The sequence below is a fragment of the Kitasatospora sp. cg17-2 genome (genome assembly GCF_054031055.1).
In genome coordinates, this window is the sequence record NZ_CM132923.1 from 8,275,712 (window position 1) to 8,302,051 (window position 26,340).

Below are 26,340 nucleotides of genomic sequence, written 5' to 3' on the forward strand. Positions count from 1 at the left end.
TCAGCCCGGACGGCGGCGCCAACTGGCAGGTCGCCCGGGAGGGCTCCGCGGACGGCTCGGTCCGCGAGTACCGGGTGCCGCCCCAGGTGGACCCGGCGACCGGCAACGTCCAGGGCCGGGGCACCCACGCCTGGGTCCAGCGGGACGCGCACGGCAACCTGACCGGCAGCCACGACATCTGGCAGGACCCCCAGGGCAACCGGCTGGAGGTCACCGGCACCGGCCGCCCGGACTCCGGGCGGTGGACCTGGACCGCCACCGACCACCTCGGCCACCGGACCACCGGCCGCCGCGAGTTCTTCCGCGGCTCCGACGACCCCCGGCTGCCCTGGGACGACTCCTTCCGGGACCTCGACGCGGGCGGCGCCCTGCTCCGGGAGCGCAACATGCTGGACGGCGGCCGCTGGGTCGACTCCTGGCGGGGCGCGGCCCCGCCCGGCGGCGGGCAGCGCTGGCACACCGCCAAGTACGAGGCCAACGGCACGGCCGTCGACTTCGGCGCCGGGCAGCAGGTCCGCCGCTGGTGGAACGCCGACACCCGGGCCTGGCAGGACGGCTGGACGGCCCGCACCCGGCACTTCCGCGACGAGTTCCGTCCGGCCGCCGGCGGCCCCGCCCTCACCCTGCGCGAAGTCCCCCCGCACCTCGCCCTCGGCGAGGGTCCGCTGCGCGTGCGCCAGTACATGCCCGGAGGTAACGCCCCGCACCCGGCCGGGAGTTGGAAGGAGTTCGACCACGGCGCGGTGGTCCGCGAGCGCAATCCGCTCGGCGACGGCACCTTCCTGGAGAAGGACGCCTGGCGCGGCCAGTGGCGCCGCTACGACCAGCACCAGCGGATCGTCGCCCAGCGCACCGACAGCGGCCTGGTCTGGGAGACCGGGCCCGGCGGCAACCTGCGGGTCACCGGCAACGAGTACGACTTCCGCGGCCCGCTGACCGAGATCCGCGGCTTCGGCCGGCGGATCCGCGAGGCCAACCGGCTGCCCTGGGGCGACTCGGTCGAGGTGCGGGTGCCGCGGATGCAGAACGCCCTCGCCGGCGTCCCCGGGCTGCCGGCGGCGCGCAACGGCGTCGTCCCGCTCGGCGAGGCCCTCTACCAGCCGTACTGGAAGGTGCTGGCGAAGAAGGTCGCGCTGGAGTTCGGCCAGGAGTTCGTCCTGGAGTTCGGGGCCAACCTGGCCGTCAACGGCATCGTCGCCGCCGCCAACAACAAGCCCTTCACCGGCAAGGACGTGCTCAAGTCCTTCGCCAACGCGGCGGTCGGGGCGGGCGTCAAGAGCCTGGTCTCCACCGGCATGCACGAACTGCGCGGCAGCGCGGCCGGCGGCCCCAAGTCGGTGTTCGGCAACGTCGACGGCGGCAAGCACGAACGGCGGCACCCCAACAACCACGACAAGAACTGGGCCAACGAGTGGGCGGGCAACGAGACCCCGACCCGCTGGCGCGGCGGCACCTACGACTTCTTCTACAACGCGGCGCTCGGCGGCGTCGTCGGCTGGGTCAACGGCGCGATGAACGCCTCCGTCTGGGGCGTCACCGGCGCCGACGGCAAGACCCATGTGCTCAGCGGCATGGACGCCTTCCTGGACGGCGGCATCGCCGGCCTGGCCGGTCTGACCACCGCGAGCAGCGCGGCGCTCGCCAAGAACGCCGTCATCGCCGGCGGCGGCAGCCGTCTCTTCCACCGCCAGGGCTTCGCCGAGTTCTGGCTCCAGCTCCCGTTCAAGATCTTCGAGAAGACCGTCACCTCGCTCTGGCTGACCAACGCCTACCGGGCGAGCATCGACCCCGCCTGGTACCGGGCGCCCCTGCCCGCCCCCGCTCCCGCCCCCGCGATGACGCAAGGACAGCAGCCCTGATGCCCCACCGGACCACCCGGACCCACGTCGTCGGCCCGCGCGGCCGAGGCACCCACCGCCTCGTCGCCGACGCCGTGCGGGCCGCGCAGCCCGGCGACACCGTGGTCGTCGCGCCCGGCCGCTACGAGGAGGCGCTGGAACTGGCCCGCCGGATCGTCCTGGTCGCCGAACAGGGCCCCGGCACGGTGGTGCTCGCGGCCCCGCCGGGCGGCGCCCCGGCGCTCGCCGTCCTCGGCCCCGACTGCCTGCTCCGGGGCCTCGAACTGGAGGGTGCCGACCCCGGGGACCCGGCCGTCACCGTCGCCGCCGGGGCCGGCCTCGTCCTCGACCACTGCACCGTCACCGGCGGCCGGATCGAGGTCCGGGGCCCCGAGGGCGCCGAGCCGGGGGACTTCCGCGAGGGCGAGGAGGGGACCTCCGCCGTCCTGCTGCGCGACTGCCGGCTGACCGGCGCCCGGCACGCCGCCCTGCGGCTGTCCGGCGGCGCCCGGGTCCGGATCGAGTCCACCACCGTCGCCGACATCGACGGCGTGGGCGCGGTGCTCGCGGGCACCGCCCGACTGGACGTCACCGGCCTGCGCCTGGAGTCCACCACCGGCTCCGGGATCCGGCTGCGCGGGAGGTCCCGGCTGCGGATGACGGACTCCCGGCTGACCTCGCCCGGCCGCGCCGGGCTGCTGCTGGAGGACACCGCCCACGCCCTGGTCACCACCACCCGGATCGAGACCCCCGGGACCGCCGGCCTCCACCTCGGCGGCGAGTCCCACGCCGACCTGACCGACAGCCGGGTGCTGCGCCCCGCCGCCAGCGCCCTGGTGCTCCAGGACGCGGCCCGGCTGACCGCCGACGGCTGCACCGTCACCGCCCCGGGCGCCAACGGGCTGCTCGCCACCGGTACGGCGCGCGCCGGCCTCACCGACTGCCGGCTGGAGGACTGCGGTTTCAGCGCGGTCCACCTCGCCGACCGGGCCGAGGCCTCGTTCACCGACTGCCGGGTCCGCCGCGGCGCCGAGCACGGCTTCCACGTGGCGGGCTCGGCCGGGCTGGCACTCACCGACAGCACGGTCTCCGGGATCGCCCTGACCGGGGTCGCCGTCACCGACGAGGCCCGGGCCACCGTCACCGGCTGCCGGATCGACAGCGCGCACACCGGGGTCTCCGTCGCCTCCCCGGCCGGCTCCCGGATCGACAGCAGCACGGTGGTCGGAGCCGCCAGGGCCGGTCTCGAGGTCTCCTCCGGCGGCCGCGCCGTGCTGACCGGCAACCGGGTCACCGGCGCGGGCGCCGCCGGACTCCTCTTCGACGCCGGCTCCGAGGCCACCGTGGAGGGCGGCTCGGTCGAGGGCGGCAGCGGCTCGGGCGTCGTCGTCTGGACCGGCGCCCGCCCGGTGATCAGCGGCCTGCGGATCGACGGCACCGGCCGCAACGGCGTCTACTTCGCGGAAGGCGCGGGCGGCCTGCTCACCTCCTGCGACCTGGTCGGCACCAGGCTGCCCGCCCTGCACCTGGCGGCCGGCGCCGCTCCGAGGCTGCGCCGCTGCCGGGTGCTGGACTGCCCGGCCCCGTTCGGCGGCGACGGGTCGGCGGCACCCGTCCTGGAGCAGTGCGACCTCGACGGCGCCCCGCTGGCGTTCGTCGGGGCGCTCCACCCGCCCGGCGTGCCTGTTGGGCCCGGCGCGCCCGGTGCGCCCGCCCTGCCCGGCGCGCCGCTGGTACCCCTCCCGCCCGGCGTCGGCGCCCCGCTACCGCCCGCCGCGGCCCCCGCTGAACTCCCCACCGCGGAGCCCGAGGAGGAGCACCTCGACGACCTGCTGGCCGAACTCGCCACCCTGGTCGGCCTGGAGCGGGTCAAGCACGACGTCCACTCGATGGTGAAGCTGATGCAGGCCGTCCGGCTGCGCGAGGAGGCCGGCCTGCCCGCGCCGCCGCTCAGCCGCCACCTCGTCTTCGCCGGCAACCCCGGCACCGGCAAGACCACCGTCGCCCGCCTCTACGGCCGCCTGCTCAAGGCCCTCGGCCTGCTGCGCCGCGGCCACCTGGTCGAGGTCGACCGCAGCGCCCTCGTCGGCGAGTACGTCGGCCACACCGGCCCGCGCACGGCCGCGGCCTTCAACCGGGCGCTCGGCGGCGTCCTGTTCATCGACGAGGCCTACTCGCTGGCCCCCGAGTCCGGCGGCCACGACTTCGGGCAGGAGGCGGTGGCGACCCTGGTCAAGCTGATGGAGGACCACCGCGACGACGTCGTCGTCATCGCCGCCGGCTACCCGGCGGACATGGCCCGCTTCATCGGCTCCAACCCCGGACTCTCCTCCCGCTTCACCCGCACCCTGCTCTTCGAGGACTACTCCGCCGCCGACCTGGTCGCCATCGTCGAGCACCAGGCGCGCGAGCACCGCTACGAGCTGACCGGTCCGGCGCGCCTGCGGTTGCTCGGCCACTTCGAGACGCTCCCGCGCGGCGCCGGCTTCGGCAACGGCCGCTCGGCCCGCCAGACCTTCCAGGAGATGACCGAACGCCAGGCCCAGCGGATGGCCGAGGCGGTCACCCCCACCCCCGACCAGCTCTCCACCCTCGAACCGGCCGACCTGCCCGCCCCGGCCCTCGGCTGACCGGCGGCGGCCGACCGGGCCGCGGGGTTGATCCCTCCCCCCGGCGCGGGCCAGGATCCCGACTCATGAACGACACCAACGACGTCAACGACACCAACGACAGCAACGACAGCAACGACACCTGGGACATCGTCAGCACCCTCGCGCACCGGCTCGACGCGCACTCCGACCGCACCGATGAGCAGCGCTGGACGCTGCAGGCCCTCAAGATCCAGGAGGAGGCCGGGGAGGTCGCGGAGGCCGTGATCGGCGCCCTCGGCGTCAACCCGCGGAAGGGCTACTCGCACGACTGGGACGACGTCCGCAGGGAAGCCTGCGACGTGGCACTCACCGCCCTGGTGATGCTCACCCGGATGGGCGGGGACCCGCGCCGCTTCTTCGAGGAGCACCTCCGCTCGGTGGCCGGCCGCGACCTCCCCGACACCGCGGCCTGACCACCAGGTGGCGGCCTGGCGCCGGTTCAGCGCCGGGTCAGCGCCGGTTCAGCGCTGGCAGAACACCTGGGACACCGCGGTGAACCAGCCGCCGGACTGCCGCACGTCCGAGGCGAGCCGGTAGCACTGGCTGCGCTGCCACCCGGCCGCCTGGGCGTAGGAGAGGGCGACATTGGTCGCGCTCTCGATGGCCGAGCCCATCGTGCCCCCGGTCCCGCTGCCGGTGAACTTCGCGGTCTCGGTCGCGGCGACCGCCCGGCCCGGGCCCGGCGCGACGGCCTGGGCGGAGGCCGCGCCCCCGAGCAGACAGGCCGAGGCGGCGAGCGCGACGGCGGTGACGCGCAGCCGGACGCTGGACGTACGGATCATGGGAACTCCTCGATGACGTGCGGCTTCTGGCGTGCCGCTTGTGGCGATCGGCGGGCCCGGAACCGGGCCGGCACGCCCAGTCTCAACAGCCCCGCCACGCCCGGCCAACCCCCTTCGACCCCCGTCGAATCCGGGCAGCCGCGCCCAGGGCCGTCGTCCCCCTGGCGTCCCGGCGAAGCGCCAGTAACATGAGCAGTCCTCACATTTCCTTCCTCATATTTCCATCCGGGAGGCTGCCATGCCGGACCGCTACGACCTGCCCACCGGTTTCCGCTGGGGTGTCGCCACCGCCGCCCACCAGATCGAGGGGGCGGTGGACGAGGACGGCCGGGGCCCCTCGATCTGGGACACCTTCACCGCCCGCCCCGGCGCCGTCCGCGACGGCCACACCGGCGCCGTGGCCTGCGACCACTACCACCGGTATCCCGAGGACATCGAGCTGATGCGCGGTCTCGGGCTCGACGGCTACCGCTTCTCCATCGCCTGGCCGCGCATCCAGCCCACCGGCAGCGGTCCCGCCAACCCCGCCGGACTCGCCTTCTACGACCGCCTGGTCGACGCCCTCCTCGAAGCCGGCATCACCCCGCTCCCCACCCTCTTCCACTGGGACCTCCCGCAGGCCCTCGAAGACCGCGGCGGCTGGCTGAACCGCGACACCGCCCACCGCTTCGCCGACTACACCGCGCTCGTCGCCGACCGCCTCGGCGACCGCGTCCCCGCCTGGATCACCCTCAACGAGCCCTTCGTGCACATGGTGTACGGCTACGCCCTCGGCATCCACGCCCCCGGCCGCGCCCTGATGCTCGACGCCCTCCCGGTCGCCCACCACCAGCTCCTCGCCCACGGCCTGGCCGCCTCCCTCCTCCACGAGCACGGCCTCGACGTCTTGATCTCCAACAACCTCACCCCGGTCGAACCGGCCTCCCCCTCACCCGCCGACCTCGCCGCCGCCGACGCCTACGACACCCTCCACAACCGCCTCTTCACCGACCCCCTCCTCCTCGGCCGCTACCCCGACCTCACCGCCTTCGGCACCGGCCCCGACCTCCACGGCGCCGTCCACCCCGGCGACCTCGACCTCATCACCGCCACCCCCCTCACCGGCCTCGGCGTCAACTACTACAACCCCACCCGCATCGCCGCCCCCACCGACCCGAGCCTCCCCTTCACCTTCGCCGAGATCCCCGACGTCCCCCACACCGCCTTCGGCTGGCCGATCGTCCCCGACGGCCTGCGCGACCTCCTCGTCGGCCTCCGCGACCGCTACGGCACGGCCCTCCCGCCGATCACCATCACCGAGAACGGCTGCTCCACCACCGAGGGCCTCGACGACCCCACCCGCGTCTCCTACCTCGCCACCCACCTCGACGCCCTCGCCACCGCCGTCGCAGCAGGAGTCGACGTCCGCGGCTACTACACCTGGTCCCTCCTCGACAACTTCGAATGGGCCGAGGGCTACCACCAACGCTTCGGCCTCGTCCACGTCGACTTCGACACCCAGCAGCGCAGCCCTCGCGCCTCCTACACCTGGTACCGCGACCTGATCGCCGCCCACCGAGCGAAGCTCGCTGCGCGGTAGCGGGGCCGGGTCCGATGGGCTGCGTTCCGGGGCGAGCAGCACGTTCGACGGCTTCAGGTCCCGGTGGACCACGCCGGCGCCGTGGATCGCTTCCAGCGCTTCGGCCAGGGCGGCGCCCAGGGCCAGCACCGGACCCTCGGGCTACGGACCGAGCCGCGCCACCGCGGCACCGAGGTCCACTCCGGGCACGTACGCCGTGGCCAACCAGGCGGGCCGTCCCTCCGGATCGGCATCGACGACCCCGGCGGTGAAGACACCGTTCACGCGACGGGCGGCAGCCACCTCGCGGGCGAAGCGGTGCCGGAACTCGCGGTCCTCGGCCAGTTCCGGGCGCACCACCTTCAACGCCACCAGTCGTCCCCCGGGCGTTCGTCCCAGGTAGACCTGACCCATCCCGCCGGCACCCAGCCGCGCCACGATCCGGTACCGACCCACCCACTCGGGGTCCCCGGTCTCCAACGCCTCGAACGTGCTCATCCCCGTCACCTCTTCGGCATCCCCGCCCACGGTCGCGCACCATGCGCAGCACATCCTTCCCGAAGCCCGGCCCGGGTGGGCGGCTTCTCCGGAAGCGGACGCGGAAGCGGAAGCGGAAGCGGAAGGCGGCACGGCCTCGGCCGCCGGACCCTGGTTGCTGCCTTCGCCCGTAAGACGCCTCGGCGGTCCACCACGGCCGGACGGCGGAAATTCCGTGGGAGGAACCGGCCGCACCGTCCAGAATGGCCGCATGTCCTACGAAGCCGATCAGTTGATCGCCGACCTCGACCCGCTTTCCCACCCGCAGCGCCAGCGCCATGTCGCCCGCAGGGCCCGGGAACTCGCCGTCGACGGCGAACTGGCGGCGTTGCTGGCCGGCCTGGAGCGATCCGGTGTGTACGGTCGTCGGCTGGCCGCGCTCGCCGCGTCGGCCGGCCGCGCCACCGGCTACCTCGCCGAGCGGCTGACCGACCCCGATCCGGTGGTCCGCGGCCACGCGCTGCGCGCCGCTCATTCCCAGGGCATTCCGGACGAGGCGATCGAGGCGGCCTTCAACGGCGCCTCCTGCGTGCTTCGCCGGGAGCTCGCCAGGGCCGTCCGGCGCGGCCGTCGGTACGGGCTGGCGGAGCGGCTGGTGGTCCGCCTGCGTGCCGAGTGGGGCGACACCGAGGCCGCCCGGTTGCTCTCCGCCGGCAGCCCCGGGTTCGTCGCCCGGATCCTGCCCGAGCTCGCGCACGCCGTGCCGCTCGCTCCCCTCGCCGCCCGCTTCCCGGACCAGGTGTTGGACCATCTGGAGCGGGTCCTCACCGAGCACCCCGAGGCGCTGCGGCTCGGGCAGCGGCACGCCTTCGCCGACGCCCTCGGCGCCGCTGCGCCGGCCCGCCCCGGGCGGGTCCTCGACCTGCTGGAACGGCTCGGCCCCCACCTCCCGCTGCGGAACGACCACCTGCCGCCGCTGGCCGCCACGGACGCCGAGCGCACCGTCCGGCTCCTCGCCGACCCGCGACGCGGCACGGTCGGCCCGTACACCACGCCGCCCTCGACCGGTACGCTCCGCCGGCTGGTGCACGCCGACCCGCCCTCGCTCCCCGCGCTGGGCCGCCGCTGGCTCGCCGCGCCCCGCTGCTTCGCCGCCCTGCTGCGAGCCCTCCCGCCGGGCCGGCGTGACGCGTTCCTCGACCTCGTCCACGCCGGCGCCCTCCCGAAGGAGGACGAACTCTCCCTCCTGTTCCCGCTGTTCCCGCACGCCCGGCGCCATGCCGAGGCGCGGCGGCTGGTCGCCGCACACCGCGCGCAGGGCCACCTCTGGGCGCGGATCGCCCCCGCCCTGGCGTACCTGCCCACGGAGGAGGCCCAACCGCAGCTACGGGCCGCGCTCTCCCGCCCGGACGCCGACGATCGGGCCGCCGCCTGGACAGCTCTGTTCGCCAACGCGGCCGCCTCCGCCGACCGGTCCGCCGTCCTGGACGCGCTCGGCCTGTTGCCGCGGCTGCGCAACGAGCAGGACCCGGTGCGCCGCGCGGCGCTGACCGCGCTCGCCCAGGTGCCCGCCCGGCTGGTGACCCGCGAGGCGGTAGCCGTTCTCGACGCCGCCGTGGACGACGCGGTCGACGCCCGCGACTGCTCGTACGGCACCCGCGCCGCCCTGCAACTGCTGGTCACCGAGGTCCTGCGCGAGCACGCCGTGGCCGACGGAACGGAGTTGGTCGCCTGGGCACTGCGGAGCCTGCGGCGGATCGCCGGGCAGACCGGCACGGTGGAGCTCGGCCGGCTGGAGCACCGGCTGCGGCGGGGCCAGGAACACGAGGTGTTCGCGACCCTGCGACCGTGGCTGGACGCCATGGCCGACACCGCGGACTACTGGCTGCTGTTCTCCCTGGCGCGCTCCCTCGGCCGACGCGCCCGCGGCATCCCGGAGCTGCAGGAACTCCTTCTGCGCGCCCTCCAGTTCGGGTCGGACAGCGCGTTCGGGACCGCCGCCGCCCTGTGGTTGGACGATCCGCGCACCAGGGGAGCCCGGGTCGCCGAGATCCTGGAACTCGAGCCCTCCGCCGCCGTCCTGGCTCCGGTGCGCGCCGTCCTGGCCGAACAGCGCACCGACCTGCTCGACCCGCTGCTTGCCCCCACTCCGCCGTACGGGCGGTTCCTCAAGCGGCCGCACCGTGCGACCCTGCTGGAGACCCGGTCGGCGAGCCGCTGGACGCCGCGCCAGTGGCAGGCGGCCGCCCGCCTCGCCGCCGCGGCGGCGAACGACGCCACCCTGCCGCTGTACAGGCGAGCCGAGGCCGTCCATGTCGCCGCCGGTATCCCGGAGTACGGTGAGATGGTTCTCCGCGCCCAACTGGACTCCTCCGAGGTGGTGCTCGTCGAGGCGGCGCTCGCAGCGCTGGCCTGGACGGACCGTCCTGCCGACGCGCTGGGTGACCTGCTGGCCCATGCGGGCGGGGACCGCGCCCGGGTCGCCGTCTACGCGGCCACCCGGGCCGCCCGATTCGCCGCGCCGGGCGAGCTCGCCGAGCGGCTCGGCGACCTGTTCTCCGGGACCAGGGACAGCAAGGTCACCAGCCGCAAGGAAGCCGTGCGGCTCGCCGCGGAGCACCTGCCGACCCGGACCGCCGCCGACGTGCTGGTCGCCGTGTACCGCGTCGAGGGCCAGCACCGCGATGTGCGGTCGGCCGCGGTCGCCTTCGCGACCGGTCTGCTGGACGCCGAACCCGTCTGGGAACTGCTCACCGAGGCCGCCGGGCCGGCCGAGGCCTCGGTGCGCCGCGCCGTACTCCGGGGCGTCCCGGGACGCCTCCCCGAGATCCATCGGGCCCGCTACGCCCGCCTGGTGGCCTCCGTCGCCGCCGCGCCGGATCCGGAAGTCGCCTCGCCCGCCATCGCCGCACTGTCGTGGTGGGCCGTGTGGGCCCCGGAAACCGCGGACGTGGCCCGACGGGTCGCCACCGATCCGGCGAACCGCGGCGCCTGGCGGGAGGCGGTGGGGACCGTCCGCGCGCTCGCCGCCTCCGGACTGCCGCACCCCCTCGGCGGCGCGGCCCCCGGAAGCCTGCTGCACGCCACTGTCACCGAACTCGCCGCCGCCGCGCGGACGGAAGCCGCCGAGGTCGGGGAGGACCGGGACCTGCCCGCCCGCCGGAGGTTGGCCCACCTCGCCGACCTGCCCGCGGACGACGACCACCGGCCGCTGCTCGCCGGCATCGCCGACCTGCTCGCCGCCGAACCCGACCTGGCGGGCATCAGGGCGGCCGCGCTGCGCGGGCTGGTCGATCCCGCAGCCGGTCCGCAGGCGCTGGCGACCGCGCTGGGCGCGCTCGCCGACGGGCATCAGGGCCGCCCGGCCGCGGCAGCGCTCACCGCGCTGGCACTGTCGCGCGAGCACGCCTCGGGACCGCTTCCGCCGCCCGGGACACTTGATGCGCTGGCGCGGACCGCCCGTCGGGACGGCGACACGGGCGCGGCCGCGGGACTGTTCGCCACAGCGCTGACAGAGGTGTTCGGGGGCCGCCTCGGCTGGCCCGGGGAATGGCAGGTCCTTCTGCACGAGCTGCGCCGCCACCCGTCGGCGGACGTCCGCGAGCGCGCCCACGCGGTCGTCACGCACCCGGAGTGACCGGCGGCCGGCTCCGGTGGCACACGAGGCCGGGCCGCCGGGTCGCCCGGGTTTCCGATCCGGCGGCCCGCGTCCGCCGGAGCCCGGCAGCGGCGTTGGCGCCGGTCGACATCGCCGGTCGGGGCTCCGGTGGTCGGCGGTCAGCGGCGACCGGCCGCCGCTGACCGCCGACCACCGGCGTGCACGGCCGCGCGGGTCGCTGCGCACGACCGCGCACGCCCGCTCGCGTCGAGCTGAGCCGTCGGCCCGGTCCGGAGCCGTTTCCCGCCGGGCGTCGCGCTGATGAGTGCTTGCTGAACCGTCCCCGGTCCGTTCGAGTGATGTCGAGTACCGTTCGTGACAGTCGCAGGCGGGCAATCGTGATTCATCGAAGCAGTCATTCGGGCCCAACCAGGGACCACACGTTGCCAGTTCGTCGTCGGACAGTCGGGGGCCCCCGTACCATCGGGGTGGTCGGTGGCGGTGGTGACGCCGGTCGGCTGACACACCAGGGAGGGTTCAGGTGGCGGACGGCAAGCACGAGGACGGCGAGGCGAACCTCTCGGAGCTGGCGGCGCTGCGACTGAGGCTCTACCTCGAGTCGCTCCAGCTCCTGTTGCCCGAGCGGCAGTTCAAGCTTCTGAGGGACCTTCTGTGCGGCTATGCCGAGCTCGGCGGTGGGCGGATCGAGGTGAAGCTGGACGACGAGGAGCGGGAGCTGTTCACGCCTGCGCTGCAGCGCGAACTGCTCGTTCTCCTCGGTCTGCTCGGTGCCCTGGCACCTGGGCATGAGGACCGCGCCGATCGTGTGGTGGCCGACCTCGGTGACGGTGAGTGGGTCAAGGGAGCCATGTCGCTCGTACCGCCGGAGGTCGCCTCCGACCCGACCCGTCTGCGCGAACTGCGTGACAGGTTCGACGCCGTTGAAGGCCGGCGGGCGGGCGACCGTGCGACGGTGGAGGGAATCGCAGAGGTGAGCGGGATGGCGGGGACGGAAGAGAACTGATCCGAGTGCGTTCGGCTCCGCGGACCACGGACTCACGTCTGCGTTCGGCCGGCCGGCCCGGTCGCGTCGGCGTGCTCGTCGGTCCCGTGACGGCGGACCGCGGGCGCCCCACGGCCCCGCGGTCCGCCGCTGCCACTACCGGGCCGCCGCCAGGGGGCGGGGTGCCTCGGTGGTGGGCTTCGGCTGGTAGTACTCCGTGTGTCCTTCGACGTGGAGGTGGGGGAGACGGCGGTCCAGCCAGCCGGGCAGCCACCAGTTGCCGCGGCCGAGCAGGTGCATCACGGCGGGTACCAGCAGCAGTCGGACCAGCGTGGCGTCGATCAGGATGGCCGAGCCCATGCCGACGCCGATGACCTTGATCGGCAGATCGGGGGAGGGGACGAAGGCCGCGAACACGGCGACCATGATGGCCGCCGCCGCGGTGATGACCCGCGCGGTGCCCGCTAGTCCGCTGACGATGGACTCGGCGTTGTCGTTGCTGCGGAGCCAGGCCTCACGCATCCGGCTCACCAGGAAGACCTCGTAGTCCATCGAGAGGCCGAACAGGACGGCGAAGGTCAGCACCGGCACGAACGCCGGCAGCGGGGTGGGGCTGTCGATGCCGATCAATCGGCCGGCGGTGCCGCCTTCGAGGACGAGCGCGACCACGCCGTACGCGGCTCCGACGGAGAGCAGGTTCATCACCGCGGCCTTGAGGGCGACGGCGACGCTGCGGAAGGCCACCAGGAGCAGGAGCATCGACACCGTCACCACACCGCCGACCAGCAGGGGGATGCGACGGGAGATGTTGTCGGTGCTGTCGATCGCGCTCGCGGTCGCCCCGCCGACGTGCACCCGGACGCCCGGGCCGACCGCGCCCGGGACGACATGGTCGCGGAGGTCGCGGACCAGGGCCTTGGTGGCGCCGGACTGCGGACCGCTGTCCGGGACGACGGTGAACAGAAGTGAGCGGCCGTCGGCGCCGGGCACCGGAGGGGTCACCGCCGTGACGCCGGGCACCGCCTTCAGGGCGGCGGGCAGCGCGGCTGTCGCGTCGGAGGGGGTGCCCGGCGCCAACTCGGCGACCAGGATCAGCGGTCCGTTGCTGCCCGGTCCGAAGCCGGCGGCCACCGTGTCGTACGCCAGCCGGTTCGAGCGTCCGGCGGGGTCGTTGCCCGCGTCCGGGAAGCCGAAGCGCACGCCCAGGAACGGTGCCGCGAGCGCCAGCAGGACGACGACGCCGGTGACGGCACCGAGGACGCGGTGACGCTCGACGAGCCTGCTCCAGCGCAGCCAGCCGGCGCCCACCGGGCTGCCGCCCCGGGCGGCGCGGCGCCGGGGCAGGGGGAGTCGGAGGCGCTCGATGTGTCGGCCGAGGTAGCCGAGCAGGGCGGGGAAGAGCGTGGCGGACGCGGCGATCACGACGAGCACGGAGAGGATCGCCGAGACCGCGGCGCCGCGCATGAACGACAGACCCATCGCGAACAGCCCGAGCATGCTGACCACCACGGTCATTCCGGCGACCACGACCGCGCGACCCGCGGTGTCGAGCGCGGCGACCGTGGCGGCCTCGGGTTCGAGCCCCTCGGCACGCCACTCGCGGAACCGGGTGACCAGCAGGAGCGCGTAGTCGATGCCGACGCCGATGCCCAGCATCGCGGCCAGCGAGGTGGACCAGTCCGGGACCGGCATGATCGCGGCGAGGACCGGCAGCAGGGTGGCGCTGACCGCGAGCCCGCCGAGCGCGGTGAGCATCGGCAGGCCGGCGGCCACGACCGAGCCGAAGGTGATCACCAGGATCACGGCGGCGGCCGCGATGCCGATGGCCTCCGAGCCGATCGCGCCCTGTTCGGCCTGCTGGACCGTCATACCGCCGAGGTGGACGCGCAGGCCGCCGTCGACGGGGCGGGCGAGGTCGAGCAGCCGCTGGGTGTCCGCCTTCGGCATGTCGGGTGCGACGGCGACGTCGAGGTGGATCTGCCCGAGGGCGGTGCGGCCGTCCGTCGACACCTTGCCGCGCGGCCCGTACGGGTCGTCGATGCCGCTGACGTGCGGCACCTCGGCCATCCGGGCGAGCAACTCCTTGACCCGGTCGCGGGTGGCGGTGTCGGTCACGCTGCCGTCCGCGCTCAGCACCAGGCTGATCGACTCACCGCCCAGCCCGGGGAAGTCCCGGGCCAGCAACTGCTGGGCCTGCTTGGAGTCCGAGCCGGGCGCGGTGTAGTCGGCGCTGTACTTGGCGCCGAGGCCGGCCGAGAGGCCGAAGGCCGCACCGGCGGCGAGCAGCCAGAGCAGCACCGTGCGGCCCCGGTTCCGGAAGCTCCAACCGGCTATTCGGCCGAGCGGGCCGGGCCGGTGTGGCCCGCTCTCCCCGGCGGCTGTCCGCCGGCCGTCGCGCAGTCCCTGGGACATGTGGTCCTCCGTGCGTCGTCAGGGGCTCCGCCCCCAGACAATGCGTTACGCTTCATAACGCACATGATGAAGCGTAACGTTCCCCTCGGTGGGTACCGATTGTCAACGCGGTGACTGGCGCGGCGGGCGGATGGAGATGCGATGACGGACGGGTCGCCCGACGAGAGCGGTCAGCTGAGCCGCCGTGAACGGCTGCGCGCCGACACCGTGGAGGAGATCAAGCGCGCGGCCCTGGGCCTGATCGTCGAGCGCGGCGCCGCGAACCTCCGCTTCACCGACATCGCCCGCAGTATGGGGATGACCCCGCCCGCCCTGTACCGCTACTTCGCCGACCGGGACGAGCTGCTCACCGCGCTGGTCGCCGACTCCTACGACAGCCTGTCGGACGCCTTGGCGGCGACCCGTGGGACCGTGCCGCCCGACGACCTGGACGGCCGCTTCGAGGCCACCTGCACCGCCTACCGCACCTGGGCGCAGCGGAATCCGGAGCGCTTCGCCCTGATCTTCGGCTCCCCCGTACCCGGGTACGCGGCCCCGCCGGACGGGCCGACCGTGGCGGCCGGCGAACGGGCGATGGCGCACATGGCCGAACTCGTCGCCGACACGGCCGAGCACGGTCGGCTCGGCAGCTCGCTGGCGCCGGACCCGGCGGAAGCCCTGATGCTGGCCTGGGCCACGGTGCACGGCTTCGTCACCCTCGAGGCGCACGGCCACTTCCACACGCTCGACCAGCAGGCGCGGGACCGCCTCTTCGCAGTCCAGGCGGGCGTCGCCGCGCGCACCGCGGGCCTGTCGCCGGCCGCGGACCGGCGGTGATCGGGGCCCGCGCGGCCCACGACGCCGGCTCGGGCGACGAGGGCGGCGCCATCGCGTCGGCCTCGTCCACGTCGACACCCAGAAGCGCACCCCGAGCGCCTCGTACACCTGGTACCGCGACCTGATGGCCGCCCACCGGGCCCCACGGGCGCGGCGGTTGAGGCCCGGTCGGGCTGCGGCGCTGTTGCCCCGGGTGTGACATCGGCCACACCGGGGCCCGTCGGCCGGTGGCCAACTGGCGCTCGCAGGTGCCGAATCCGCAGGTCAAGGGCACAATGCGGAGCTCCGGACGGGCCGGTGCCGGGCGAATGATCTGGCTGGCCGGGGAGGTTTGGGCCTAGCCTGCCCGCCATGTCCCAGAACACGAACACTCCCGGTTTCCCCGGGCAGCCGACCGCTCCGGCCGGCGACTCCGCCAAGGTCCAGCGCCAGGTGCAGAAGCAGGCGGGCGTCGGACCGGTCTCCGGTGGCGGCGGCACCCTCTTCTCCGAGCCCGTCCTGGTGGTGAACCAGAAGGCCAAGCTGATCGAGCTCACCAACGAGTACGCCGTCTTCGACCAGCAGGGCGCCACGCTGGGCTCGGTGGTCCAGGTCGGCCAGGGCGCTCTGCGCAAGGCGATACGGCTGCTCACCTCCCTCGACCAGTACCTGACCCACAAGCTGGAGATCCGCGACGCGCACGGCGCTCCGGTGCTGCTGCTCACCCGCCCGGCGAAGTTCATCAAGTCGCGGGTGATCGTCCAGCTTCCGAACGGTCAGGAGGTCGGCCAGATCGTTCAGCAGAACGCCATCGGGAAGATCAACTTCGCGCTGGAGGTCGGCGGCCGGAAGGTCGGCGCCGTCAAGGCCGAGAACTGGCGGGCCTGGAACTTCTCCATCGTCGACGAGACGGACACCGAGATCGCCCGGATCACCAAGACCTGGGAAGGCCTGGCGAAGACGATGTTCACCACGGCCGACAACTACGTGCTCCAGATCCACCGCCCGCTCGCCGACCCGCTGCTCAGCCTCGTCGTGGCGACCGCGCTGACCGTCGACACCGCCCTCAAGCAGGACGCCCGCGGCCTCGGCTAGCCACGCCCGCAAACCGACCGCAACCCGCCGTCGCCCGTGCCCCGCCCCTCCGTCCGGGGTCGGGGCACGGGCGGTGGACGGAGCGGGCTCGGCCGGGGTGGCGCCGGGTGTCCGCCGCGGCCTGGTCGCGCCGCATGGCGTCGGACCCGAGGCCCTCGCGACTGGGGTCGAGGGGACGGCATTGGGCCGGACCAGCGCCAGCTCGCAGCCGAAGTCGGCCAGCCGGTCGAGGCGTTCGGCGCGGACGGTGCCCGGTACCCGGGTTTTGCGGGACTGCTGGAGAGTCGGCCAGGGGTTCTGGTCCGGCGCATCGGCCCGATCTGCTCGAGGGCGGTCTTGTCGCCGGCGGACGGCGGCGGTCCCACTGCGCGGCCTCCAGCTCCCCGCCAGTGAGGCAGCCGAACGCGCCGACGAGTTCGTTGACCGGCATCCCGGCATCCCGGCATCCCGGCATCCCGGCATCCCGGCATCCCGGCATCCCGGCGAACGGCGCCGGCGCCGGGGTTCCGCTGTGTCCCTCATGGCCGGTGAGCAGTCGGGCGAGCGCCGCTCCGGCCGACGGCCCGCGTGGTGGCCTCCACGATGGCCGGGCTCCGACGTCCACCGTCACCTCATCGATAGGCGCCAGCGCGCCGCGGCGTCCGGGTGTCATCGCTCGGCAGTTCGTCAGAACGACTCCCAGTTCGAAAGAGAGCGGCGACAGAGCCGCAAAGGCATCCGTCACCCAGTGTTTATCGGTCATTGCCGAGTGTTGATCCGGCCACCTTGCCGCGACCCACCTCGAACCCCGGCGCCCGCCCCCATCCTGGAACGTTCGTCACCGACCGAGGGGAGAATGGTGAGCGTTCCACGACGCCATGCGAGTGATCCGGATGTCATCGGCCAGACCGCTGCGCTGGTCGGGTTCCTGCGCGAGGTCGTGCAGAGCAGTCATCAGCGACTCCGGGACACGCGTTCCTGGGGTCCGCTCTGGCTGGCCGACCTGCCGGCGAAGGTGCCCAGGCCGTCCGACGACGACCGACCGTTGTTGCTGCTCGACCACGTCCCGCAGGTGGCCGCACCGGAACTTCCGCCCGTGCTGGAAGGGTGGGTGGACGAGCGGTCGTACCAGGAGGCCGACGCCGAGGATCCACCGTTGGCGGAGGAGGGGCCGGACCGGGCCTGGGTTCCGGGCGTGGGTGCCGCCGGTCGCTGGCAGGACGGCGAGGCGACCGTCGTGAGAGAGGACGCCGAGGAGGTCCTGCGGGCGTACGGGCCGTGGCTCGCGCGCTGGCGCCTGTGGGCTGAACGGGAACGGGCCGAGCGGTCGCATCGGGAGCTCTACGAGAGGATCTATCACTGGCACCAGCAGTTGGCGCAGCAGGACGACCAGTACGAACTGGTCCTTGCCGTAGGCCTGTTGTCGTGGAGCGAGCCCAGCGGTGGCGTGATTCACCGGCATCTGCTCTCACGGCGGGTGGAGACCCAGGTGGACCGCCGGACTGCACGGATCACCGTGCGTCTCACGGGTGGCGGGGCAGTTCGTCTGGAGGACCGTGACTTCCTCGACACGGACGACGGATGGGTTCCGGAACGTGCCGCGGCGTTCGACGAGGAGCTCTCCACGAGGCCTCTCCACCTGCTGGGCGAGGAGGCGTTGGAGTGCCTCTCCCAGTGGCAGGACCTGGTGCTTCCCCGCCCGGTGGCGTTCAGCAGCAACTGGCGCCCGCCGACCGGGCCGGAAGGCGGTGCGCGGCTGACCTTCGCACCGGCGCTGATGATGCGCCCGAGGGACCGCAACGCGGTCCTGGGCTTCTACGACCGCATTGCCGAGAGCGTGGTGTCCGAACGGCAGGCTCCGCTCGGGCTCGCACAGTTGGTGATGTCGCTGGACGCCGAGGACCGGCAGAACTGGGGCGGGAAGTCGGCGCCCGCACTCTTCGGTGACGAGCCGCTGTTTCCCGGGAAGACCAATGCCCAGCAGCGATCCGTCCTCCAGCGACTGCAGCGCGACACCGGTGTGGTGGTGCAGGGGCCGCCGGGAACGGGCAAGACGCACACCATCGCCAATCTGGTCTCCGCGCTCCTGGCGCAGGGCCAGCGGGTGCTCGTCACCAGTGCGAGGGACCAGGCCCTGACGGTCCTCCGGGACAAGCTTCCTCCGGCTGTCCGGGACCTGTGCATCCTCCTGCTCAGCAGCACCAGCCAGGACGGAGCGAACGAGCTCGAACGCACCATCAACGCGTTGAGCGATCAGGTGGCGGCAGGCGACACCGAGCAGCTGCGGGACGAGATCCGCCGTCTGACCCAACGGCGGTACGAGGTGCGCAGCCGGATCAAGCTGCTGACCGAACAGGTGGTCGCGTTGCGGGAGGCCGAGGTCTACCAGCATCCGGAGGTCGCGTCGGGCTACTCGGGAACGCTCGCCGCGATCGTGCGGAAAGTGCAGGACGAGGCGGTGCGGTCGAACTGGATCGGAAGGCTGCCGGACCGGGTACCCGCCGTACCTCCGTTGTCGCCTGTCCAGGCGGAGGAACTGCTCGCCCTGCTGAGGGAGGGCGCCGGGAAGTGGGCGGAGTCCGGGGAGTACCCGTCGGCCGAGACACTGCCGACTCCCGGCCAGGTCGCGACGGCCCTTGCGGCGAGCAGGCTGAGTGTCAACGGGCTCTCTCCGGCGGCGGTCGAGATCAGGAACCTGCTGGCGGCGCTGGAGGCATCCAGGACCGACGAGCTGGCGGAACTGCTCGGCTCAGGTCGAAGCCGGTTGCACCGGCTGGGCATTCCGTGGGAGGCCACGCGCTGGGGCACCGAGAACTGGGTTGCGCGTGCTCTGGCCGATCGGCTCGCCCGGCACAACTCAGATCTCTGGCAGCGCGTCACGGATGTCGAGAGCGTCCTGTCCGACGTCACCGATGCCCTCGAACGGGTCGGTCTGACGACAGTCGTTCTCCCGGATTCGCTGACACCGGATCGTGCCCATCGTATGGCGTCCACGATTCCGGCCCTGGTGGCCTACCTCTCCGGGGGACGCCAGCTGCGTACGCGCTTCGCGTCGAGGGCTCAGCGGGAGGCCGACGAGTTGCTCAGCACCTGTCGGGTGGACGGGAGCCCGCCGGGCTCCGCGGACGACCTTCTTGCTGTGCTCGCCCACCTGCAGGCCCACGCGGCCCTGGTGGCCGTCGCCACCCGCTGGGAGCAGGTGGGCGCGCCCCTGACGGAGGGGCCGCTGGAGGTTCGGCTGGCCGTGCTGCGCGAGCGGCACCGGCAGCTGGCCGAGATCGACGCCTTCGGTCGGGTCCGCGAGCAGGTCGACGAGGTCCTGGTTCGTCACGGCGTCTACCTCGACCTGACCCGGCCGCAGGGGTGGCAGGACTTCGCCGAGGCCGCGTCGGCCTTGGCGGGTCGGCAGCGTGCCGAAGAGGCTTCGGCGTGGTTGGTCCATTGGGAGGGCCTCCTGCGTGGTGAGGACGACCGATCGGCGCCGCCGGCCGAGGCGATCGCCATGGCCCAGGCCCTGCGGGAACGCGACGTCGACCGGTATGCGAAGGAGCTCGAAGTTCTGGCGGCGGCGCAGCAGCGGGACCGACGGCGGCGACGGTGCGCGGAGTTGATCGGTCATCTCCGCGGTGTGTCGCCAGGGCTCGCGGCTCGACTCGAAGCCGAGGCGGACGATCCGGCCTGGGACGAGCGGCTCGGACGGCTCCGCGAGGCCTGGGCGTGGGCGAAGGCGTGCGAGTTCGTCGACGACGAACGTGCGCCGGGCCGGGAGCAGCGCCTGGACGGTGAGCTGACCGAGCACGAGGCGAAGCTGGAGGCGCTCACGGGAGACCTGGCCGCCGCGCACGGCCGGCTCCACTGCCTCGTCCGGATGACCGCGGAGCAGCGCTCGGCACTGCAGGCCTACCGCACGCACATGGCCTCGTTCGGCAAGGGCAAGGGCAAGAACGCGTCGCACTTCAAAGCGGCTGCCCGCAGCGCGATGGACATCGCGCAGGGGGCGGTGCCGACCTGGGTGATGCCCATCGCTCGGGTGGCGGAGATGATCCGGCCGAGGCAGGACGCGTTCGATGTGGTGATCGTCGACGAGGCCAGCCAGGCCGGTATGGACGCGCTCTTCCTCCTCTGGCTCGCGCCGCGGATCATCGTGGTCGGCGACGACAAGCAGTGCACGCCCCCCGTCACCGGATTCGGACGCACCCAGCAGATCCAGGACCGTCTGACCGCACACCTTCCGGAGGTTCCGGCCCACCTGCGGCAGCTGTACATGCCGCATTCCAACCTGTACCAGCTGCTGTCGGCGCTCTTCCCGTCGACGATCCGCCTGCAGGAGCACTTCCGCTGCATGCCGGAGATCATCGGCTGGTCCTCCGCGACCTTCTACACACCGCCGGGCCTCATCCCGCTCAGGCAGTACGGCGGCGAGCGGCTCGACCCGCTACTGACGCACTACATCGAAGGCGGGGTCGCCGAAGGACGCGACAGCCGGATCCGGAACCCCAAGGAAGCCGCAGCGATCGTGGACTGCCTCGCCGAGCTGACCGCGGATCCGACCTACGAGAACAAGACCATGGGAGTCATCGTGCTCCAGGGTACGTTCGGTCAGGTCAAGCTGCTGGAGCAGCTGATCGAGCAGCGCCTCCCCGCCCCGGTCCGGGAGCGCCACCGCATCCGGGTGGGCACACCGGCCCAGTTCCAGGGCGACGAGCGGCACGTCGTCCTGTTGTCGATGGTCGTGGACCGGGTCCGCCGCATCGCAGGCGGCCTGCGCAGCGAACAGCAGGCCTACAACGTTGCGGCCAGCCGGGCCCAGGACCAGATGCGACTCTTCTACTCCGTGCCGCCGGACCAGCTCAAGCCCGGCGACCTGCGGCTGAACCTGCTCGGCTACATGCAGAACCCGCCCGCGGGGCTGGCCGAGGCCGACGACATCGGTCCGGTGCTGCCCGACGTCCGGCGGGCCCCCTTCGACTCGCTCTTCGAACAGCAGGTCTACCTGCGGTTGAAGCAGCGCGGGTACCACGTTGTGCCGCAGTACCCGGCAGGCAGCAAGCGCATCGACCTCGTGGTGGTGGGTGCCAGGGGCCGCCTCGGTGTGGAGTGCGACGGCGACCACTACCACTCGACCCTCGACCAGCTCCGGTACGACCAGCAGCGGGACCGTGAACTGCAGCGGGTCGGCTGGAGGTTCTGGCGGATCCGCGAGAGCGAGTTCAGGTTCGACCCGGACGAGGCCCTGGCAGGCCTGTGGCCGGAGCTCGACCGGCAGGGCATCCATCCGGCCGACTACTCCCGGCAGACCTCCGCGTCGCAGGACGACCAGCCGTGGACGGCGCTCGAACTACCGGCCGGTGACGAGCTCCCCGACGAGGGGGCGGAGGAACACGAGCTGGAGGGAACGCGACGCCCCGGCAGCGCGGCCGGGATGCCTGTGGGATCCGCCCCTGACCCGAACACCGAATCGACCGGAGGAATGGCATGACCCAGTTCCAGGCCCAGCAGCACGGTCTCGTCCTGGACGAGAACACCCTGCAGGAGCTCGCCCGTGTCGTCGCCGGTGACGACGACCTCTACTACCGCCGCGGCTTCGAGATCGCGGGCTTCCTCAAGCGGGCCGGTTGGCAGGAGGTGCCCGAGTACGACGGCCAGTACCGCAGGGAGTGGGCGACCGAACTGCTGATGGAACGGCGCGACCGGCCTGGCGAGATCGAGAAGGTACTGCTCAGGCTGGCCGATCCCCGGGAGTACCTCGACGAGCCCGAGCTGCTCGGTGAGGTCGTGGCAGCGGTCAACACCTTCCTGATCCACGAGGGCTACCGGCTGGAGAACCCCGGTGGCGCTGCCCGGCTGGTGGCGTGCGACCCGGCGCTGGCCCACCCGACGCACTACGGTTCGACCGAGCTGAAGGTGGTGATGGCGGACCTCATCGCGGACGACGGCATGGCCGAGCTCCTGCAGTGGCGGCTGGACGAGGCGCGAACCTGTTACGCCAACGGCGCCCACGTCGCGGCGATCATCATGCTCGGCTCTCTGTTGGAGGGCGTGCTGCTGCAGAGCGTCGTCGAGCGGGACCCTTCTGTCCTGGGGCGGGCTTCGGAGGACCGCGTCTCCCTGCACACGCTGATCGAGGTGTGTCACGACGCTGGGTGGATCGGCGCGGATGCCAAGAGGTTCAGCCACGAACTGCGGGAGTACCGGAACTTCGTCCACCCCAAGGCCGAGGCCCGCCAGAGCCACCGGCCGGACCGCGACACCCTGGGCATCTGCTGGCAGGTGGTCAACGCCGCGCTCAACGACCTCGCTGAGACGCGCTCGGTCCGTGCCGGGTAGCCCCAACACGGACGACCGGCATCAACGACGCGATCCACAACCTGATCAGGGGAGAGACGATGGGAAAGAACGCAGCAGCAGTCCTGAGGGATCTCGTCCAGCCGTGGAACATCGCGATCCACTCGACCTCCGGCCTGGCAGGGAGCGTCGCCGAGGTGTCCGACGCGGATGACAAGGAACGGCGCGGGAAGAGCCAGGAACTGCTCCGCCGGAAGCCGGGGTTGCGTGCCGTGCCCGTGGCGGACCGCGGGCAGTCGATCGAGCTCACGCCGTGGACGTTGCTTCACACGCTCGGCAGGGCGAACGTCCTGGCCAGGCAGGGCGCCGGCAGGGGGCTGGCGGAACACTGGGCCAGCCTCAAGTACTGCCAGGCACTCAACGGCAACCACGGGCGCTTCATGACCCTCTCGGACGAGGGTCGCAACCCGATCCGTCACTACAAGGCGGTCCAGTCGGGTGAGTTGGGTATCGGGTTGGCCCTCGCTGTCGCTCAGGAGGTGCTCCGGCGGCGGTACCCGGACCACTCGGTGTCTGTCGTCGATGCCGAGATCGCCCTGCGCGCGGGGTGGACGCTGACCGGCAAGGAGGACTCGGCACTCCGGGCACCCAAGCGTCCGCACTTCTTCCTGGAGGTGTGGAAGCCCGGCGCACCCTCGAAGGTCGTGCTGGTCGCCTGCAAGGGAACACACGGGAAGCCCGCGCAGGTGCACGCCCAACTGTCCACTGCGGCAGTCCATGTGGAGGCGGTCCACCTCGGCAGGCCGGACGGGACGCCGGCCATGGTGTTCGGTACGGAGATCCCCGGCAAGGACCCCATCACGCTCCACCTGCTGGAGGCGGCCGGGGACGGGTCGCTGCGCCTCCCCACCGGGGCGGGCGCGGTCGATCTGGACATCCCGCCGGAGGACCGCGCCGTCGCACCGGGGATCGACCTCGCGTGGGGGACCGGTGATGAGCCGCGGACGGTGGCCGGGTACCACGTTCGACCGGAGGACTATGGATGGTTCCGTCGCGTCCTCGCACATGCGAACGCGGCCGGTCTGACGGCCTTCAGCGGAGGGGGTGGACCTACCGCGCGGTACCTGTCGAAGCGTCAGGGAAAGCGCCACTTCGAGCAGTACACGCATGCCGGAACGGGCATCGTCCAGGACATCGCGTACCCGGTGCACGGCGTCGACTTCGTGGGCACGGATCACGTCTTCCGGCTGAACGGCACGCGGGTGGAGGCGTTCTCCGGGGTCGCGAGGGACCTCTTCAAGTACCTTGCCGCCGGACGGGTCGAGGAGTACCGGCAAGGCGCCCACGCTCTCCGTGAGGAGTGGTCCGACGAACAGTGGGACCCCAAGTGGAACGGGCCGGTCTCGCTGAGCCGGGACGGTTCGGTGCTGGCGATCCGGGTCCTGGGCTGACACCAGGCTCGGCGGACGACGAATTCGGAGGCTTCGGCGGGAGGTTCGGCCTCCCGCCGGAGCCTCCACCGACCGCGGGCGTGGGTGAGGGGGGAATGGTGCTGTTGGGCGGTACGGGCGGGGCTCGGGGTGCAATCATGTTGGGGCCCGGAGGGCGCCCGGCGGTCGAAGCGAGGTAGGAGCGGTACGTGGCGGACAGGCAGCGGACCCTTCGCAAGCCCAAGGCTGTCCTCGCGGAAGCCGGGCGGCTCCACGCGGCTGCTCTCGCGGTCACGGAGGACCACCGGGATGCCGTCGCGCAGGTGACCCGGGCCGCAAGCGCGCTGAGGGACCGGCTGGTTCGCGAGGAGCTGGAGAGCATCCCCGTCGCACGGCTCAAGGACGTGACCGCGGGGCGCCTCAGGGTCGGCGCGTTGGAGGCCGCGGGTTTCCGCACCGTCCAGCGGATCGTCGAGGCCTCGGCGTACTCGCTGCAGTCGGTCCCGGGAATCGGTGCGCAGACCGCTGCCCAGACCGTCGCCGCTGCTCGCAGGATCGCCGAGGCGGCCGAGCAGAGCGTGGCGGTCCGGCTCGACGTCGACCACCAGGACGCGACGAGCACGGCACTGGTCACCGCGCTTCAGCGGCTCGTCGTCGCCGGTCCCGAGGCAGCCCGCGCCGATGAGGTCGCGCAGCGCGTTGTCGGCGAGGTCGCTGCCCTCGTCGCCACGGCCCAACCGGCGCGGGGAGCCATCCGCGGTCTGTTGGCCGGTCGGCGGCGGAAGCAGGAGGCCCTCGCCGCCGTCGAGCGGCTCACGGCTCTGCTGGCGGAGTCGGAGGCGCAGGCGATACCGATGCTCTTCGCACAGGCTTCCGCGGACCTGCTGCGGCCGCCGGCGTCCGACGTGGAGGCGTGGACGGACTTCGAGCACCGCTCGGCCGAGTTCTACGGCGTTCTCGCCGGGATCGCCGGGATCGCGGGGCTCGCTCCGGACGAGGTCAGCGCGTCCGAGGGCTTCCTCCCCGAGGAACTGTCCGACGGTGTCCGGGCCGAGCCGCTGGACGAGACGCGGTTCAGGGTCTCGCTGCGCGGCTACCAGGCGTTCGGAGCCCGATTCGCCCTCAGGCAGAAGCGGGTGATCATCGGCGACGAGATGGGCCTGGGGAAGACCGTTCAGGCGATCGCCGCGATGGCGCACCTCCGGGCGCGGGGGAGCACACACTTCCTCGTGGTCTGTCCGGCGAGCGTCCTCATCAACTGGATCCGGGAGATCGAGAGCCGGAGCAGTCTGCGCGCCTACCGGTTCCACGGCCCGGAGCGGGAACCGGCACGGGCCGAGTGGATCCGCGAGGGTGGCGTCGTGGTGGTGACATTCGACGGCCTCCGCCAGCTGGAAGTCCCTCCGGAGCAGGCCGTGGGGATGGTCGTGGTCGACGAGGCCCACTACGTCAAGAACCATGCGGCGCAGCGCTCCCGGGCCGTGGCCGCGTGGACCGACCGGGTCGACAGGGTGCTCTTCCTCACCGGTACCCCGATGGAGAACCGGGTCGAGGAGTTCCGCAACCTGGTGCGGTACCTCCAGCCCGAACTGCTGTCCCGGATCGACGACGGCTCGACCGCGGTCGGTCCGAAGGCGTTCCGGAAGGCGGTCGCTCCGGCCTATCTCCGCCGCAACCAGAAGGATGTCCTCACCGAGCTTCCTGACGCCGTTCATGTCGACGAGTGGGAGGAGTTCTCGTCGGCCGACTTCGCGGCGTACCGGGCCGCCGTTGCCGCCGGGAACTTCATGGCCATGCGCCGCGCCGCGTACGCGGATCCCGCACGGTCGGCGAAATTGCAGCGGCTGCGGGAGATCGTCGAGGAGGCTGCCGCCAACGGCCGGAAGGTCGTGGTGTTCTCGTTCTTCCACGAGGTCCTGGCGGCCGTCCGGGGATCACTGGGCCGAGAGGTGTTCGGTCCGATCGACGGCAGCCTCCCGGCGGCGCGGCGCCAGGACGTCGTGGACGGGTTCGCCGCGGTGGCGGGCCACGCGGTGCTGCTGAGCCAGATCCAGGCCGGAGGCGTGGGGCTGAACATCCAGGCGGCTTCGGTCGTCGTCCTGTGCGAACCGCAGGTGAAGCCCACCTTGGAGAGCCAGGCCGTGGGCCGGTCCCAACGCATGGGCCAGGTCAGGCGTGTCCAGGTGCACCGGCTGCTCGTCGCCGACAGCGTCGACCAGCGGATGCTGGAGATCCTGCGGGTGAAGGACCGGCTCTTCGACGAGTACGCGCGCCGGAGCGAGGTGGCGGAGTCGATGCCGGAGGCCGTGGATGTCTCGGAGCAGTCACTGGCGGTGCGCATCGTGGAGGAGGAACAGCTTCGGCTGGCTGCCCTGCCGCTCGACTGAGCCCGGCGTCCGATCCGAGGAGAGCCCACGACGAGCCCACCACGAGCCCA

13 protein-coding genes and 1 pseudogene are annotated in these 26,340 nt (G+C 72.9%); 11 read left to right on the top strand and 3 right to left on the bottom strand.

The window, feature by feature from the left end; all coding sequences use genetic code 11:
- Positions 1–1,858: 1,858 nt before the first annotated feature.
- Complete coding sequence (locus ACW14Y_RS34805) at positions 1,859–4,468, top strand: right-handed parallel beta-helix repeat-containing protein (protein WP_456984719.1); 2,610 nt, start codon at positions 1,859–1,861, stop codon at positions 4,466–4,468.
- Between the two features lie 65 nt (positions 4,469–4,533).
- The gene (locus tag ACW14Y_RS34810; protein ID WP_456984720.1) at positions 4,534–4,902 is read left to right on the top strand and encodes a MazG-like family protein; all 369 of its coding nucleotides are present in this window, start codon (positions 4,534–4,536) and stop codon (positions 4,900–4,902) included.
- Between the two features lie 48 nt (positions 4,903–4,950).
- Here ACW14Y_RS34810 and ACW14Y_RS34815 read toward each other — a convergent pair whose 3' ends face one another.
- Positions 4,951–5,271, bottom strand: coding sequence for a hypothetical protein (locus tag ACW14Y_RS34815; protein ID WP_380302535.1), 321 nt, complete (start codon positions 5,269–5,271; stop codon positions 4,951–4,953).
- A gap of 238 nt (positions 5,272–5,509) precedes the next feature.
- Between ACW14Y_RS34815 and ACW14Y_RS34820 the strand changes: the two genes are divergently transcribed.
- Positions 5,510–6,850 carry a GH1 family beta-glucosidase gene (locus tag ACW14Y_RS34820; protein ID WP_456984721.1) on the top strand — a complete coding sequence of 447 codons (1,341 nt, stop codon included), beginning with the start codon at positions 5,510–5,512 and terminating at the stop codon, positions 6,848–6,850.
- A gap of 24 nt (positions 6,851–6,874) precedes the next feature.
- On the opposite strand, the pseudogene ACW14Y_RS34825 reads toward ACW14Y_RS34820, so the two are convergent.
- Positions 6,875–7,327, bottom strand: a pseudogene (locus ACW14Y_RS34825) (protein kinase domain-containing protein); the annotation flags it as partial.
- Between the two features lie 250 nt (positions 7,328–7,577).
- Between ACW14Y_RS34825 and ACW14Y_RS34830 the strand changes: the two are divergent.
- Both ACW14Y_RS34830 and ACW14Y_RS34835 read left to right on the top strand, forming a co-directional pair.
- Positions 7,578–10,943: a hypothetical protein gene (locus tag ACW14Y_RS34830; RefSeq protein ID WP_456984722.1), complete on the top strand. Its 3,366-nt coding sequence runs from the start codon at positions 7,578–7,580 to the stop codon at positions 10,941–10,943.
- A gap of 502 nt (positions 10,944–11,445) precedes the next feature.
- Entirely contained in the window at positions 11,446–11,928 is a 483-nt protein-coding gene (locus ACW14Y_RS34835; RefSeq protein WP_456984723.1) for a hypothetical protein, read from the top strand.
- A gap of 135 nt (positions 11,929–12,063) precedes the next feature.
- On the opposite strand, the gene ACW14Y_RS34840 is transcribed toward ACW14Y_RS34835, so the two are convergent.
- Positions 12,064–14,319 carry an MMPL family transporter gene (locus ACW14Y_RS34840; protein ID WP_456984724.1) on the bottom strand — a complete coding sequence of 752 codons (2,256 nt, stop codon included), beginning with the start codon at positions 14,317–14,319 and terminating at the stop codon, positions 12,064–12,066.
- 141 nt (positions 14,320–14,460) lie between these two features.
- Here ACW14Y_RS34840 and ACW14Y_RS34845 point away from each other — a divergent pair, with 141 nt between their 5' ends.
- The 6 genes from ACW14Y_RS34845 to ACW14Y_RS34870 all read left to right on the top strand — a co-directional run bounded on the left by ACW14Y_RS34845 (position 14,461) and on the right by ACW14Y_RS34870 (position 26,290).
- Positions 14,461–15,135: a TetR/AcrR family transcriptional regulator gene (locus tag ACW14Y_RS34845; RefSeq protein ID WP_456984725.1), complete on the top strand. Its 675-nt coding sequence runs from the start codon at positions 14,461–14,463 to the stop codon at positions 15,133–15,135.
- A gap of 351 nt (positions 15,136–15,486) precedes the next feature.
- The gene (locus ACW14Y_RS34850) at positions 15,487–16,209 is read left to right on the top strand and encodes an LURP-one-related/scramblase family protein (protein ID WP_380302551.1); all 723 of its coding nucleotides are present in this window, start codon (positions 15,487–15,489) and stop codon (positions 16,207–16,209) included.
- A gap of 835 nt (positions 16,210–17,044) precedes the next feature.
- Positions 17,045–21,667, top strand: a complete 4,623-nt coding sequence (locus ACW14Y_RS34855) for an AAA domain-containing protein (protein ID WP_456984726.1) — start codon at positions 17,045–17,047, stop codon at positions 21,665–21,667.
- The gene (locus ACW14Y_RS34860) at positions 21,664–22,515 is read left to right on the top strand and encodes a hypothetical protein (RefSeq protein ID WP_456984727.1); all 852 of its coding nucleotides are present in this window, start codon (positions 21,664–21,666) and stop codon (positions 22,513–22,515) included. Before ACW14Y_RS34855 ends, ACW14Y_RS34860 begins: the two co-directional genes overlap by 4 nt.
- A 155-nt stretch (positions 22,516–22,670) precedes the next feature.
- A complete protein-coding gene (locus tag ACW14Y_RS34865) occupies positions 22,671–23,924 on the top strand; it encodes a hypothetical protein (RefSeq protein ID WP_456984728.1) in 1,254 nt (417 codons plus the stop codon).
- A gap of 188 nt (positions 23,925–24,112) precedes the next feature.
- Positions 24,113–26,290, top strand: coding sequence for a DEAD/DEAH box helicase (locus ACW14Y_RS34870; RefSeq protein ID WP_456984729.1), 2,178 nt, complete (start codon positions 24,113–24,115; stop codon positions 26,288–26,290).
- Positions 26,291–26,340: the final 50 nt, after the last annotated feature.